The 14,338-nt window shown below is 66.6% G+C and carries 17 protein-coding genes; 8 read left to right on the forward strand and 9 right to left on the reverse strand.

Annotated features, from left to right (window positions below; genetic code table 11):
* The first annotated feature begins 41 nt into the window (after positions 1-41).
* The 3 genes from I598_RS14220 to I598_RS17480 all read left to right on the forward strand — a co-directional run bounded on the left by I598_RS14220 (position 42) and on the right by I598_RS17480 (position 2,171).
* Positions 42-887, forward strand: coding sequence for a GntR family transcriptional regulator (locus I598_RS14220; RefSeq protein ID WP_068205316.1), 846 nt, complete (start codon positions 42-44; stop codon positions 885-887).
* Positions 884-1,546: an HAD family hydrolase gene (locus I598_RS14225; RefSeq protein WP_068203532.1), complete on the forward strand. Its 663-nt coding sequence runs from the start codon at positions 884-886 to the stop codon at positions 1,544-1,546. Before I598_RS14220 ends, I598_RS14225 begins: the two co-directional genes overlap by 4 nt.
* Before the next feature lie 73 nt (positions 1,547-1,619).
* Entirely contained in the window at positions 1,620-2,171 is a 552-nt protein-coding gene (locus I598_RS17480; RefSeq protein WP_198155701.1) for an HNH endonuclease, read from the forward strand.
* A 176-nt stretch (positions 2,172-2,347) separates the two neighbouring features.
* On the opposite strand, the gene I598_RS17710 is transcribed toward I598_RS17480, so the two are convergent.
* Positions 2,348-5,131: an ATP-binding protein gene (locus tag I598_RS17710; RefSeq protein ID WP_198155702.1), complete on the reverse strand. Its 2,784-nt coding sequence runs from the start codon at positions 5,129-5,131 to the stop codon at positions 2,348-2,350.
* Between the two features lie 273 nt (positions 5,132-5,404).
* On the reverse strand, positions 5,405-5,869 hold the full coding sequence (locus I598_RS14230; RefSeq protein WP_157557251.1) for a hypothetical protein: 465 nt from the start codon (positions 5,867-5,869) through the stop codon (positions 5,405-5,407).
* 444 nt (positions 5,870-6,313) lie between these two features.
* On the opposite strand from I598_RS14230, the gene I598_RS14235 reads away from it, so the two are divergent.
* Positions 6,314-6,757, forward strand: a complete 444-nt coding sequence (locus I598_RS14235; RefSeq protein WP_157557252.1) for a DUF4304 domain-containing protein — start codon at positions 6,314-6,316, stop codon at positions 6,755-6,757.
* A 557-nt stretch (positions 6,758-7,314) separates the two neighbouring features.
* On the opposite strand, the gene I598_RS14240 is transcribed toward I598_RS14235, so the two are convergent.
* Both I598_RS14240 and I598_RS14245 read right to left on the reverse strand, forming a co-directional pair.
* Positions 7,315-7,614: a hypothetical protein gene (locus tag I598_RS14240; RefSeq protein ID WP_068203536.1), complete on the reverse strand. Its 300-nt coding sequence runs from the start codon at positions 7,612-7,614 to the stop codon at positions 7,315-7,317.
* A 211-nt stretch (positions 7,615-7,825) separates the two neighbouring features.
* Positions 7,826-8,047, reverse strand: a complete 222-nt coding sequence (locus tag I598_RS14245; RefSeq protein ID WP_068203538.1) for a hypothetical protein — start codon at positions 8,045-8,047, stop codon at positions 7,826-7,828.
* Between the two features lie 518 nt (positions 8,048-8,565).
* On the opposite strand from I598_RS14245, the gene I598_RS14250 reads away from it, so the two are divergent.
* Together I598_RS14250 and I598_RS14255 are read left to right on the forward strand one after the other, a co-directional pair.
* Complete coding sequence (locus I598_RS14250) at positions 8,566-9,054, forward strand: GNAT family N-acetyltransferase (RefSeq protein ID WP_232314169.1); 489 nt, start codon at positions 8,566-8,568, stop codon at positions 9,052-9,054.
* A gap of 139 nt (positions 9,055-9,193) precedes the next feature.
* The gene (locus I598_RS14255; protein ID WP_068203542.1) at positions 9,194-9,697 is read left to right on the forward strand and encodes a GNAT family N-acetyltransferase; all 504 of its coding nucleotides are present in this window, start codon (positions 9,194-9,196) and stop codon (positions 9,695-9,697) included.
* A gap of 32 nt (positions 9,698-9,729) precedes the next feature.
* Here I598_RS14255 and I598_RS14260 read toward each other — a convergent pair whose 3' ends face one another.
* Positions 9,730-10,026 (reverse strand): hypothetical protein, encoded by a 297-nt coding sequence (locus tag I598_RS14260; protein WP_068203544.1) that lies wholly within the window; start codon positions 10,024-10,026, stop codon positions 9,730-9,732.
* A 72-nt stretch (positions 10,027-10,098) separates the two neighbouring features.
* Positions 10,099-10,878: an SDR family oxidoreductase gene (locus tag I598_RS14265; protein ID WP_068203546.1), complete on the reverse strand. Its 780-nt coding sequence runs from the start codon at positions 10,876-10,878 to the stop codon at positions 10,099-10,101.
* Between I598_RS14265 and I598_RS17720 the strand changes: the two genes are divergently transcribed.
* Together I598_RS17720 and I598_RS14270 are read left to right on the forward strand one after the other, a co-directional pair.
* Positions 10,877-11,032, forward strand: coding sequence for a hypothetical protein (locus I598_RS17720; RefSeq protein ID WP_157557253.1), 156 nt, complete (start codon positions 10,877-10,879; stop codon positions 11,030-11,032). The genes I598_RS14265 and I598_RS17720 overlap by 2 nt on opposite strands.
* Positions 11,029-11,784 (forward strand): class I SAM-dependent methyltransferase, encoded by a 756-nt coding sequence (locus tag I598_RS14270; RefSeq protein WP_068203548.1) that lies wholly within the window; start codon positions 11,029-11,031, stop codon positions 11,782-11,784. Before I598_RS17720 ends, I598_RS14270 begins: the two co-directional genes overlap by 4 nt.
* An 18-nt stretch (positions 11,785-11,802) precedes the next feature.
* Here I598_RS14270 and I598_RS14275 read toward each other — a convergent pair whose 3' ends face one another.
* The 3 genes from I598_RS14275 to I598_RS14285 form a co-directional block, all read right to left on the reverse strand.
* Positions 11,803-12,051 (reverse strand): hypothetical protein, encoded by a 249-nt coding sequence (locus I598_RS14275; protein WP_232314170.1) that lies wholly within the window; start codon positions 12,049-12,051, stop codon positions 11,803-11,805.
* Positions 12,044-12,676, reverse strand: coding sequence for a hypothetical protein (locus I598_RS14280; RefSeq protein ID WP_157557254.1), 633 nt, complete (start codon positions 12,674-12,676; stop codon positions 12,044-12,046). The genes I598_RS14275 and I598_RS14280 overlap by 8 nt, the downstream gene beginning before the upstream one ends.
* 71 nt (positions 12,677-12,747) lie before the next feature.
* Positions 12,748-14,256 carry an AAA family ATPase gene (locus I598_RS14285; protein WP_083973343.1) on the reverse strand — a complete coding sequence of 503 codons (1,509 nt, stop codon included), beginning with the start codon at positions 14,254-14,256 and terminating at the stop codon, positions 12,748-12,750.
* Between the last annotated feature and the right edge of the window lie 82 nt (positions 14,257-14,338).

Genomic DNA, 14,338 nt, shown 5'->3' on the forward strand with positions numbered 1-14,338 from the left:
TTGGCTGACTTGGATGGACAACGCGCTCTAGGGTGGACGGCATGAGTCTCGATCCCGACGACCCGCGACCGCCCTACCTCCAGGTGGCGACGGCGCTCCGCGCTGCGATCCTCACGCGCAAGATCGAGCCGGGGGACAAGCTGCCCAGCCAGAACGAGCTGGCCGAGCGCTATGGCGTCTCGCGGATGACGATCCAGCAGGCGTTGCGTGTCCTCAAGGACGAGTCGCTTGTCGTCTCCCGCCAGGGAAGCGGCGTCTTCGCGCGCGAACGCACGGAGAAGCCCGTGGGCCTCCGACCGCACATCGAGAAGGCGTTCGAGGCCGACGAGGTCAGCATCGACTTCCTCGGCTACACCGCCGAGACTTTGCACGGCGCGATCGCCGAACCGCTCGACAAGATCCGCGCGGGCCGGCTCACGCCGAAGTCGATCCGGATCCGCATCCTCGTCTCCGACATGACCCAGCCCCTCGCCCTGCCCGTGGCGGTCGACGGCCTCGAGCGCGACTCGGCCGCTGCGCGTGCTCGCATGAACGACCTCAGTACCCGCTACATCGGCGGTGTCACGGACGCCGTTCAGGAGCTCGCAGACCTCGGTCTGGTCCCGGACGCCACTGTTGAAACGCGCCGGTTCACTGCGGCCCCAATGTTCAAGGCGTATGTCATCAACGGTGCCGATGCCTTCTTTGGCTACTACCCGGTCGTCAAGCACGACGTCCGGACCTCGGGCCGTCAGGTCTCCATCTACGACCCCATGGGCAAGGACACCGTCCTGTTCCACTGGACCGACGACGGCGACATCGAGGCCGTCGACACGCAGTTCGTCATCGAGACCCGCAACTGGTTCGACAGCGTCTGGAACACCATCGCCGTCGAGGATGCCCAGTGACCGACGCCCGCACGCTGCTGTGGTCCGCCCGCGCCGTCCTCCTCGACTTCGACGGACCCGTCACACCACTCATGCCCGCCCCGCTCAACATGCAGGCTGCCGACGCAGCGCGCGCAGCTTTGGCCTGTCACTGCCTCCCGCCTGCCGAGATTCGCAATACCTCCGACCACCTCGCGATCATCCGCTGGGCCGGCGCCTACGCGCCAAACGCGCTGCCGGACGTCGAAGCGGCGTGCATCGAAGCCGAGGTCGAGGCAGCCCGAACGTCGGAGCCGACCGCTGGCGCGCACGAGCTGATCGCGGCTCTCAACCACGCCGGCGTGCCCGTTGTCATCGTCACAAATAACGCCGCTAGTTCGGCACGCACCTACCTCAACCGATTCGACCTAGCGGAGCGAGTCCTAGACATTGTCGGCCGCCCAGAGCGCAGGCCCGACCTAATGAAGCCAAACAAGCATATGGTCGAGGAAGCTTTACGGACCACAGGTGCCACTCGCGGAGAAACCCTGCTGATTGGAGATTCCGTTTCGGACATAGAGGTCGCGCATGCGGCAGGACTGCAATCACTTGGCTACGCAAAGAACATGCTCCGGGGCCAGGAGCTTTCCGCAGCCGGCGCGGACGCGATGACGAAATCAATCGAGGCGCTGATGCGGTAAGCGAGCGACTCTAGCGCTGAATCGCCATCAGCGATGATAGTACTGAGAACAACAAGCAAACGGAAGGGCCATAGTGGCTGCAGGACGACCGCAAATACCGGCAAGAATCAAGCGTCAGGTATTCGTCGAAGCGGGACATCGATGTGCAATACCGACTTGCCGGCAACCCGTCGGGCTCCAGATCCATCACATCGTGCCGTGGTCACATGTCAAATCGCACGAGTTTGAAAATCTCATTCTGCTCTGCTCGAACTGTCATTCACGGGTAACCAGCAAAGAAATAGATACAAAGGCAGTCCGCGCGTACAAGACGAACCTTGCGCTCACCAATAATCGTTACGGCGACCTTGAGCGAAGGGTTCTAGAGTACTTCGTCCAGAATCCTGGTGAACGCACCATAACGATTGACCTTAGTCAAGAGTTGCTTCTGAAGTACCTCATCGCCGATGGCCTCTTGGTCAAAGCTGGCGAGGCCCGTGGCGCAATCTACTTCGCCACCGACGGCCACGACCCTAACTCGGAGGACGCCGATCCAACGATGTTCTATGGACCGTGGAACTGGGAATTGTCAGCCGCCGGTCAGGTGTTCGTCGAGAGCCTTCGGACAGCTACACCAGTAACTTAACAGTCGAGAGGTGCTCACGAGTGACAGGATGCAAAGTTGGAAGGTTGCACGTCCAGAATTCGTTCACTCCTGGACTGCGCCAATACATGCCTGGCTCCTCTGTTTGCCCTCGAGATACTTGAGTCGCGCGGCCGTCGCATACGTTCAACCAGTCGATTTTGCTGGGCCGTGGAACCTTAGCGACCAGTAAGACGCACGTCGCTGTCGTCAAACCCGAGTGGCCTACCTACGATCGATGTGGCCGAACCCCCAGAGACCCAGGCAATCGCTGATTCGTCATAGTCAAACCCAAGCGTACGTAGGTGCGACACCGGGTCCCGAAAAGTTGGAATGTGTGTGCCCGCGGGCAGAACTCGAACGGCTACCTGATGCTTTAGGTCACAAATGCGATACGTCCTAGCGTGCCAACGAGACAACTCGAGGCCAGGGTCGACCTCAGATATGACAACGACCACGGAATCGGTATCGCTGAGAGGTTCGGTTACGATCGATGCCTCGGCAAGTTCAGCAGAAATTGCCGCCAAAAGTGCGCGCTCATCTGTAATGCGAGATGCCAGTACAGATTCATCTAGGGGAATCTCGACCAGGGGCAATCCGCGGTTGAACTCCCGCCCATGCTTTGCAAGGCGTTCAACCGCCATGCGTAGCGGATGAACAATACTAGGCTCCGCGCCGCCGTGGATGGTCGCATGAAGAATCGACTCCGAGGGATCAAGCATTTCCTGCGCGCGCATGCGCAACTCAAGTAGTGGATCGAAGAATGATGGTCGGGGGCCAGCCCAATCTATGAGGTCAGGCTCTCGCTCTCCATTTCCTCCCACGAGGTACTCAGTCCAAGAGGTGGGCCACTGGGAGCTATCCAGCACGTAACGCAGTCGCCGACTTATCCCGAGGGCCGATGCCTCTTCGTTCGAGATGTGCCTTTGAAAGAGGGAGAAACATTCTGCGGCCTTCCGGTACAAGTTAAGCAGTTCCTCAGCGTCGGCTGCCGAGTTCGTGCTGCGAGTCAACTCAAACGACGCGAGAAGCTCCTGGTATCTCCCGAATCGAACGCGCACCGGCGGCAAGTCAGTAAGGCCCCGCAGGGAAGAGCGGCTCGCGAGCGAGGAAGAGTATCGCTCCGATATTCGGTCCCTCGCGGCCCTTTGGTCATCTTGGGTGTCGAATAGCGCGGTAATCGTGACCGGGTGTCCGTCGGCAGAGATGTCGACTCCCAGAGCCGAAGTCGGCGAGGATGTGCCATGGGTTTCGTCTGGAAGCTGCCTCATTGCGTCACGATGATTTGCAAGCGATCCAGCGCCGAGCGATATCGTAGCCGCCTTGAAGTGCCCCAGCAGCGGTCGTATGAAGGCCTCGAAAGCCGAAGTAGCGAATCGTGGTACCGGACGGACCTGGAACCTCTGCTCGATTTCGCCGATGAGCGCGGCCTGGGCAAAGGCGTCGGGAGTTATGAGGCAGATGATGGAGAGATGCTCATTTGTTGCCATATGGACCATCTGCATGTTGGCCAGACGCTCGATCGCCCCCACAGCATCGCCCCGGAAGCCAGCTCGGACGGTCGCATAGCGAACGACGTCGCTTGTCTCACAGAACACTCCCCGTTGGCCGTTGGGTTCCCGGACTTCAAGTAATGCCCAAAGTAGTCCGAGCTCATGGTCTGTTAGTGAGATCAGATTGTCGACGTATTCATCGCGCTCCGAGGGTAGCGCTTGGCGCACTACCGACGGAATAGCGCTAGATATCCAGGCGGAGATCACACCTGAGGAAATTGTGTGCGATCTAATGGCTGCGAGAATTTCTCCTGAGACGGCGCGTCGGTCACCGTCGGTGAGCAACATTTCCCAAATGTGCTTTCGGCGGCGTTCATGGAACCAAACGTCGTCGTCTGCGCGGGAGATGAATACCCCCGTAGATACTAGTCGCTTTCTTAGGGTCGATAGTTCCAAGTAGCTATAATTGAGATATTCGCGCAGAAACTCGTCGGTCGGAGGGTCCGCAAAGCCGGCTAGCCGCGTCACAATTAGCTGCATTCCGGGCTCAAGTGCATCCCAAGATGCGCGCAGGAGAGATTCGAATCGGATTGGTGCTTTGATCTTCGTGAGCGAAGTCCCGCCGTGAACGAGCCGGATCGCATCTTCGATGAATAGCGGGTATCCGCTTGACGCGTGGACGATCGCATCCCATGATGTTTCTGGGACTCCTCGCGCCGCAAGCCACTCGTAGATTTCGGTGCGTTGGAGGGCGACGAGGCGGTGACAGGGAGCGTCGCGACCTTCCGACATTCTTACTACGTCCGCTCCCTCGTTCGTGCTGGAGTTGACGCAGACGATAACGAGTGTGTCGATGCCCTGTAAAGACGTTGCAAGCTCGGCTAGGAGACTGCGATCATCGGGGGCAAGCCTTTCGCCGCCGTCCAGCAGAAGTACGAGACGGCGCTTCGTGTGGTGTGCGACTTCACGGGTGATGGCGGCAATGTCTGCGGCTGTGTCCGGCAGGACGAGCGATTCAAGCCGATCCTCATAGGTGGCACTGGCGGGCCTGAGTACCTCTTTCAGTACCGCACGTATTGCCCCCGATGCTTCCTTGCCAAGTTTTGACTCTAGGAATTCGTATGCTCTGGATATGAGCAAACTTCCTGCTTGGCGACCGGTTGCGTCGACCAGCCGAGCGGCTGCGGTTTTGATCGTGGCCCAGACCGCTTGAGCGGTTTCCGGATTTTGAACGGTGTATTGATGGAGGCAGTCTCCGAGCGCTTCGGCGAGTGATCCCTGCAAGGACCCTAGTATGGCGCGGAGTGTGATCGGTGACGCCACTAGATCGTCCTCGGTCCGCTCGCCGGCAAGGCTTGAAAGGAAGCTAGTCTTGCCGATTCCCGAGTCGCCTGCCACGATCACGAGGCCTCGGTCGTAGGACCGTACGGCAGCGTCGTCTTCACTTCGACCGTACAGATGCTGAGCCACGGCCCCAGTCTGCCAGCACGCACCCGCCGTAACCAGCATCGGCGCCTCCTCTCGATGGGGAGTGGAGTGAAGGGCCGCGCTCTGATTTGTAGGACTGACCGTCGTCAGGTTCGACGTGAGGAGTTTCCCTACTGACTCAAGGCGCGGCTCCGCCGCGCGTGCGAGCGCCGGGGAGCACCGCGGGGCCCCGCGCTTCGCTCGCAAGCTCGCTCGCGCACCCCACTGTGCTCCCCGGCGCTCGACTTCACCCGGCCCGCTGGGGCAGCCCCAACGTCACTCCGTTGCGTTCGGCCGTCGTCGGGTCTCTACGACCTGATTGTTCTGCTCGTCCGGCTCCAGACCCTTGCGCAACCAATCCTCCCGAGCCTGGCTCGTCCCCGCGATCAGTGCCCACGTGAAGAACGGGCCGAGCGCCGCCATGATCCAGGCGAAGGTCCAAGTCTTGTCGTGCGGGTTGTAGACGTCAGACCCGCCCGGAGCGATCACGACCGGGTCGATCGCTGCTTCGGTCGCCTCGGGTTGAGGTTCCCCGAAGCCGCTGGAGAACTTGACGCCGTCGACGTCGTGCGCGCCGTCGGCCGACTCGAAGGCCCCGTACCAGTGGCAGTCCTTAGGGCCGCAGTCCTCCACCAGAGGGATGAAGCGTCCCTCGATGCCTCGGTGCGTCGCCTGCCAGCTGTCGACGGACCAGAAGACCCCGATCGCGACCCACGCACCGCCGAGGGCGATCGAGACCACCCAGACCGGAAGAGTGACTAACCAGAACGACACGAGTCGACGACGACGTGGTGGCGGAGGCACGGCGCGGAGTCTACGCAGGTCGCCCCGGGGCCGTTCGTGCCGGGGGCCGGCGTCAGCTGGGGTCTCCTTCGCCCTGACGTCCCGGCCCCGCACCGACAGCCGAGCATCCGGCCGACTCCGGACCGCGTCAAGGGCGCCTGCGGCGTCGCTACGCGATGGCCTGCGGCCACCCTTGACCCGGACCTCCGCCGACCTCTTGTGCTCCGCTATCGGTACGGCGCCTCCGAGTGTCCCCACCGGCCGAGGTATCGACAGGCCGCCAGATTGCCTCCGTTCTTGTCGGCGGGACAGGGGTCTACTGACGACGACCGACCTTGGTGGCGGGGCTGCGCCGCCTCCGTCATCCTGCTCGTCCGGTTCTGCACTTTGTAGGATCCCGGCGTGACCACCGCACAGGAGCGCTTCCGCGTCGTCGTTCGTGATCGGCTCGCTCCTGGACTGCGCTCGATGGGGTTGCGTGGGTCCGGGCAGACCTACACGCTGCCCAGTGACACTTGCTGGGCGCAGCTCGGTATCCAGCGCAGCACGTGGAGCGACCGTGACACCGTCGAATTCACGGCCAACCTGAGTGTCATCAGTCGAGCAGCGTGGGTGAGCGCGGTTGAGGAGCGTCCTCACCTTGGTGCGAAGCCCACACCGAACACCTACTCTCTGTCCCGTGGGCGCTTCCAGGAGCGGATCGGCCGAGTTGCCGGCGGCGGGGATTACTGGTGGCGGCTCTCGGCGGACGGGCGCGACGAGGCCTCGACCTGCAGCGACTTCTTGGCAATGATCGAAACTCACGGGCTGCCCGCGCTCCGACACGAGGTCGAGAATCGAAGCTGAGAGATCGTCGGGGCAAGCGCTCCACAGGCCGCCAGATTCCCTCCGTTTTGCACACCGGATCAGTGCCCGCAGGTGCGACGCGGTCCAACGGGCGGACTCGCGAATGTCCAGGTCAGGTGCCAGAACGACCTGAGCGAACAGAGCGGGCCAACGCACCGTTTTGAAGCCCACCGCTACCGCCATGTGATGTCTCAGGACATCGGCAAGGCCCGGACCCACGAATGTGGGTTCGGGCCTTTGTCATGTGTCGGTGGTGGTGGTGCCGCGTGGCTGGTAGTCGCGGGTGAGGTCGATGGTGAGCTCGCGCAGGATCTCGCCGGTGGCGGCGTTGATGACGCGCACGTCCTGGTCGTGGACGAGTAGTAGGACGTGGGTTCCTGGGTGTCGCGCGTCAGACTTAGTGGCAGAGCCCGTCGCTCGCCCACTCGTCCGGCTGCCTGCGCGACGGAGGGCGGACCCGAGCCCCCGGGATCCGCCCAACCCTCTTGTCGTCGCCCGCGATTTCGCTGTCGATGCTCGTCCTTCCCTGGCGCATCCGTGACAGGGCGCACCCCTCGTCACCCTTCGGCTGGTTCCCAGCCCAGGTCCGTGCACTGCGCCAGGAAGCTCTCGACGCTGGCCGAACGGTCCTCCTCAGCGCCGTCGTCCAGCTCATCGGCGGCAGCGATCAGCGAATCGTGATCTGAGTCCGCCAACTCCTCCTGAGCTGAGGCCACCGCCTGATCGAAGCGGTCGGCCTGGCCTCCTCCGGTTTCCCATGCGTGGATGGAGTTGCACGCCTCGTCCTCAGCGTCTGATGTTCCGCCCGAGCAGGCCGACAGGCCCAGCAGCAGGACTACGACCACCAGGGGCACCATGGGCCTTCTCATCGAAGAACGATACTGCGCTGACCTGGTGTTCTGCGAGGCAAGGCGCGGCTCTGCCGCGCGGTAGGCCTGCCGGGCAGGGCCCCGCGCTCCGCTCGCAAGCGCGCTTCGCGCACCCCACCCGTTCGGCCTCCCCGGCACGGCGAAGGCGGCCCGGAGTCTCCCCAGGACCGCCTTCATGGTCACTTGCTTCAGGCTGTAGCTACTCGCCCGGCTGGGTGCCAGCACGGTTCAAGGCCTCGAGCTCTACTCGAATCCGGGCGAGTTCCTGCCGGGTCCCTGCGCTCGAGTTCAGGATCAGGCCGACCACGAAGATGACTGTCCCGGGAACGATGAAGAGCACGGCCGTGTCGACGCCGGGTTCGCCGACGCTCCAGATCAGGCCGATCGCAAGAAGAATGGCGCCCACTACCGTCGCGGTCATGGCCGGTATTCTTGCAGGTCGTTCCGCCGTTCGGGGGGCATCTGCGAGGTCCTGGGGCTGACGCTCGTTGCGAACGTCCCGGCCCCGCACCGGCAGCCGAGCATCCGGCCGGCTCCGGCCCGCGTCAACGGCGCCTGCGGCGTCGCTGCGCGATGCCCTGCGGCCACCCTGGACCCGGACCTCCGCCGACCTCTTGTGCTCCGCTATCGGTTTGGCGCCTCCGAGTGTCCCCGCCTGGATGGGCGCAGGGAGGTCGCCGGATTGCCTCCGTTTTGGCCGCCGGATCGGTGCCGGCGGGTGCAAGGCAGTCCAACGGCCAGCACCGCGAAAGACCAGGTCAGACGCCAGAAGTGCCCGAGTGAGCAGGGCGGGCCAACGCGCCGCTGTGAAGCCACCGCTACCGCCACCCGAAGGACTCCCACCCTCAAGATTCCGCGGCTCTGGGGGGTCCTTCGTCGTCGGTGGAGTAGCGTTTCGAGGTGGTTCCAGCCTCGACGCCCCGCCTTCGCTTTCGGGAGATGACCCGCGATGACCTCGATGCGATGGCCGCGCTGCTCGGTGATGCTGAGGTCATGGCCTATTACCCCGCGCCGAAGACCAGGCACGAGGTACTGGACTGGATCGACTGGAGCCGGCGGAACTACGCGCAACACGGGCATGGCCTCTGGGTGATCGAGACCCACGACGGTGAGTTCGTCGGTGATTGCGGACTGACCTGGCAGCAGGTCAACGGGTCAGCCCGGCTCGAGGTCGGTTATCACGTCCGCCGCGACCGACAGGGACAGGGCTACGCCACCGAAGCGGCCGAGGCGTGCCGTGACTTCGCGCGAGACGTTCTCGGAGCGTCGGAGCTCGTCGCGATCATCCACCCGGACAACACGGCGTCGCGCCGCATCGCGGAGAAGATCGGCATGGAGCATGTCGACGACGACACCACCGGATCGCGGGGAAGTCGGACGGTGATGGGCATGGCGCTACGGCCCTCTGAGCCGGGAGTCGTCGACTGACGTCGTCCACGGACTCGCCGTCGTCCACTACCGCGGCGGCGTTCGGCAACGGTCGAGGGACGCCGCGGACACCTAAACCTGCGGGGGTCGACTCGCCGGACCCTTGGTGGCGCAGACCCGCCTCGCTAGCCTTCCCGTCATGACCGTGCCGACGCCCGAGATCACTGTCCGTGCGGCGACGCCCGATGACGCCGCAGCGTGCGCGTTCGTCCACTACACGTCGTGGGGCGAGACCTACACGGGCCTGGCCAGCGCGGCGTTCTGGGAGCGCGCTTCGCTGGAGCGCAGCACGACCACCTGGCAGCGCTGGCTCGACGATGGTCTGCCCGCCGTCGTCGGCGAGGTGGACGGGCAGGTCGTGGGCATCGCGCTGGCCCGGGAGGGACGCGAGAGCGACGGTCACCCGCCGGTGCGCGACCAGGAGCTCTACCAGCTCTATGTGCTCGCCTCGCACCACGGCAGCGGGATCGGGCAGGTGCTTCTCGACCACGTGCTGCCGCCGGGAACGCCCGCCCAGCTGTGGGTCGCCGAGCACAACCCGCGGGCCCTCCGCTTCTACGAGCGCAACGGGTTCGCCGCCGACGGAGCGACCGACCCGGGCGACTCGTTCGGCGGCATCGCGGCGCTCCGGCTCGTGCGGTAGTCGCGCGCACCGCGCCGGCCGACCCGTCGCCGTCACGACAGCGGCCGCGAGCCCCCGACCCGCCGAGCCTCGGGCCAGACCCGGCGCCAGGTGAACAGGGCGGCGACCCAGCAGCCGACGGCGATGGCCAGGAGCGACGGCACGAACAGGGAGCAGACGCGGGCCACGGGGAGGACGACCTCGATGACCAGCAGGTTCGGGTGTGCGGTGTGCTCGGCCCACCAGGTCGCGGCGAGGTGGAGGACAGCCGCCGAGGCGCTGATCACGGAGAACCACGAGGCGATGCGGACGGTGCTGCGGAGGGCGTCCTGCGGGCTCGGTCGGTCCACGGTCAGAGGGTACTTCTCGCCCGGCGGTCGTCGGTGCCGTGGACGACGGACGAGCTGCGCGGAGGCCTCGGGTCAGACGACGAGCGACTGCCCGCCGTCGACGAACACCTCCGTACCGGTGACGTGACTCGCGGCGTCGGACACGAGGAACGCGATGGCGTCGGCGACCTGCGCGGACTGGCCGGGCTCGGTGCCGGTGAGCGGGATCGCGCCGTCGGGGAACTCGGCCCGCACGCCGAGGCTGTCGGTGTGGCGGTGCTCGGTGTTGTCGCCGATCTCGGTGTCGATGGCGCCCGGGCAGACGGCGTTCACGCGGACGCCGCGCGGACCGAGCTCGACGGCGGCCATGCGGGCGAACGCGACCTGCCCGGCCTTGCTCGTGGCGTAGGCGGACGCCCCGGAGTTGCTGAAGGTGCGGGTGCCGTTGATCGACGACACGACGACGACGGCGCCGCCCTGCCGCACGAGCAGCGGCACCGCGTACCGGACGGTGAGGAACGTGCCGGTGAGGTTGGTGCCGATCGTGCTCTCCCACTCCTCGGGCTCCAGCTCGTCGAGGGGCGCCCAGACGCCGTTGACGCCGGCGTTCGCGACGACGACGTCGAGCCGACCGAGCTCCCGCTCGACCCGCTCGATGACGCCGCGCACGGTGGCGGCGTCTCCGACGTCGCCCGCCACGGGCAGCACGCTGCCGCCGTCGGCGCGGATCTCGGCCGCGACGTCGTCCGCGCTCTCCTGCCGGTGGCCGAGCGCGACGACGGTGGCGCCCTCGCGGGCGAGGCGGACGGCGGTGGCGCGTCCGATGCCGGATCCCGTGCCTGTGACCAGGGCGACCTTGCCTTTCAGCGTCATGTCGACTCCTCTCGTGGGGGACTTCGACGCTAACCAGATCGTCGCCTCGGCGCCCACCGAACGAGGAGTGTGCCGCGGCATCGACGAGTCCGCGGCGATCGTGCGCGGAATCCGCTGGGCGTCGCCCACCGGGTCTGAGAAGGTCGGTGCGTGACCGACCCGTTCGATGCGCTGATCGCGGCCGGGGCGTCCGCGGACGTCACCGGCTGGGACTTCTCGTGGCTGGAGGGCCGGGCGACGGAGGAACGCCCGCCGTGGGGATACGCGCGCCTCCTCGCGGAGCGGCTCGCGACGGCGTCGGCGTCGCTCGACGTGCAGACCGGCGGCGGGGAGGTGCTCGCCGAGGCGGAACGGTTCCCGGCCACTGCCGTGGCGACGGAGTCGTGGCCGCCCAACGTCGCCCGGGCGACGCGGCGGCTGCACCCCCGAGGCGTGGTGGTGGTCGCGGACCCGGACGAGCCGCCCCTGCCGTTCGCGGACGGCGCGTTCGACCTGGTGACGAGCCGGCACCCCGCGACGATCTGGTGGGACGAGATCGCCCGCGTCCTGCGGCCCGGCGGCACGTACCTCGCGCAGCACGTCGGCCCGGCCAGCGTGTTCGAGCTCATCGAGTTCTTCCTCGGCCCCCAGCCGGAGGCACGGCGTGGCCGCCACCCCGACGACGAGGCCGCGGCAGCGCGGGCAGCCGGGCTGGAGATCGTCGACCTGCGCACCGCACACCTGCGCATCGAGATCCACGACGTCGCCGCCGTCGTCTACCTGCTGCGCAAGGTGATCTGGTGGGTGCCCGGCTTCACGGTGGAGGCCTACCGCGACCGGCTGCGGGACCTGCACGACCTCATCGCGGCCGACGGCCCGTTCGTCGGGCACTCCACCCGGCACCTGATCGAGGCGCGCCGCCGCTGACGTCGCGCGGGAGCGCCGTCAGCGGCGGACCGTCGTCCAGATGCCGTAGCCGACGACGGTGACGACGGCACTCACCAGCATGACGACCAGCGCGACCGTGACGACAGCGGCGTCCTCGGGCAGAGCCGGGCAGCCCGCCGGCACATCGTCGTCGGGGCAGGAGCGCCACGGCTGGAGCAAGAAGACGAACGCGACGACGCCCGCCGCCACGCAGATGCCGGCACCGAGGCCGATGAGCCGCCGCACGGTGCGTCGCGGGTCACTCATCGTCGAGGCACATCTCGGCGAGCTCACGCTGGAAGGCGGCGGAGTCCGCGGGGAGCTCGCTCTGCCAGAGGGAGCCGCGGAACTCGACCCGGGCATCGTGGGGGAGGCCGAGGGACCACACCTGGACGTCGGCGCCGTCGATGCCGATGCGGTTGTCGATCCCTTCGGACCCGTCGGGCATCGACCCGTCCTCGGGGAACGGTTCCGAGATCCACATCAGGACCTCCTCCCCGGCCGGGATGACTGCACGCTCGGTCGTCTCGTCGGGCGGGGGGACCGCACTGTCGACGGAGGGGAACGTCGTGAGCTCGTTGAGGACGGCACCGAACCGGAACACGTCGGGCCGGGAACTGACGACCTCGACGGGCCACGGTGACCAGTTGAGGACGGTCTGCACGGCGACGACGTCCTCGTCGGCCGCGTACAGGGCCCAGAAGTCCTCGTCGGAGAACGAGCACTCGTCGCGGTAGCCGGGCGACCAGCTCGACGACCCCGTCTCCACGACGCCCTGCGCGGAGACCGCCCACCAGACCCCGACGAGCACCACCACGCCGGCGCCCACGCCCACGATCCGCGCCGTCCGGCGTCGGAACCGCCACCTCACCTCGACCATGTCGTCCGTCACGTGCGTGAACCTAGCGCGGCCGCTCTGCTCGGGCACCGTTCTGCGGAGCGACGCGCCAGGAGCGTGGGCGGCTATCGGCTACTCGTGTAGAGGTCGTCGAGGCTGACGAGGTGGACGTCGTCCCGGCGAGAGGCCTCGTCGACGAGCTTGTCGTCGAACCCGGACCTGCTGAACAGCGCGAAGTGGGCTCCGACGGAGTCCCGCCCCGAGGCGTCGAGGGCGTCCCGAAGGTGCTCGAGCCGCCGCAGGTCCGCCGCCGTACGTCGTCGGTTCGTGGACTTCGCCTCCCCGAGAACGACGACGCGTGCTTTGACGTCGTAGGGCCGGCGCCCACGTTCGAGGGCGACCACGTCGATCTCGTGCTGGCGGCGTGCGCGCGCGTCGTTGACGACGGCGGGGCCGACCTGGCCGAGCGGAGCGCCCCACCGGTCACCGGAGAAGCGTGCCGTCCACACCCGGGCGAGGTGCTCGAGGTGCGGGCCGAGCACCTGAGAGGAGTAGGCGTTCGTTGCGGCTCGCCACGCGCCGTGCGTGTCGCGCTCCTCGAGCATCGTGCGGTGCGGGTCGACGACCACCTGGGCGAAGCGCACGACGGGGTCCGCGAGGTAGTAGAGCGGCCGCCGCCGGGTGAGGACGTCGTCGACCCGGTTCAGGAAGCCGGTGGTCTCCAGGACGCCGAGCGGATGCTTCAGGGTGTTGTAGTCGCGCCCGACGGCGGTGCCGATCGACGCGGGCGAGTGGTTCCCGTCGGCGACGGCCTGGAGGACGGAGTGGTAGACGGTCTTGTCGAGGTTGCGGGGGTCTTCACGGAGGAGGAAGGACTTCTCGTTGAAGAGTGCGCTCGCGGGGCTCAGCACCTGACGGGCCAGCCAGTCCTCGAGCCCGTCGATCGTCGTGGGGGGCGGAGCGGTGACGAGCTGGCGGTAGCCGGGGGTGCCGCCGAGGATCGCGTCGACGTGGAAGGCGACCAGGGGATCGGTGATGCCCCAGTAGTCGCGGGATGTCCGGTAATCGAAGGGGCGGAGAGTCAGCTCCAGCTGCGCGCGGCCGCGGAGCGGCCGGGCGCCGGTCAGCAGCTCGCGCATGACCGACAGGGCCGACCCGCACAGCACCAGGGTGGTGCCCGGTCGGTCGAGGGCGTCCTGAGCCTCGTCGTAGAGGAGCTGCAGGACGGAGGGGATCTCGGGGGAGTGCGTCAGGAGATAGGGGAGCTCGTCGACGACGAGCAGGGGCGTGCCGACTGCAGCACCTCGTGAGCGGCCACGGCGCAGGCCGAGCGCCGTGCGGAACGCCGTCTCCCAGTCGTCGAAGCGGAGCGCATCAGGATCGAGGTCGAGGTGATCGGCGACATCGGCGGCGAACTCTCGCAGGGCGGTCGTCCGGTCGAGCTCGCGGGCCTGGTGATAGAGCCCGCCGGCGGCTCGCGCGAGCCGCCGTAACAGGTAGCTCTTGCCGTGGCGTCGACGGCCGGTGACGACGGCGACGCGCAGGCCCGGTCGGTCGGCCGAGACGAGGTCGGAGAGGTCCTCCCACTCGTCGGTGCGGTCGAAGAGGTCGGTGGGGCGGGCGAGCGTCGGCACGAACAGCTCCTCTCAAGAACCGTAGTAGCCATTACGGTAATGCGATTTACGGTAACTTGCCAGGGTGGCCGGTTCATGATGA

The organism is Isoptericola dokdonensis DS-3 (assembly GCF_001636295.1).
In the GTDB taxonomy this organism is placed as follows: Bacteria; Actinomycetota; Actinomycetes; order Actinomycetales; family Cellulomonadaceae; genus Isoptericola; species Isoptericola dokdonensis.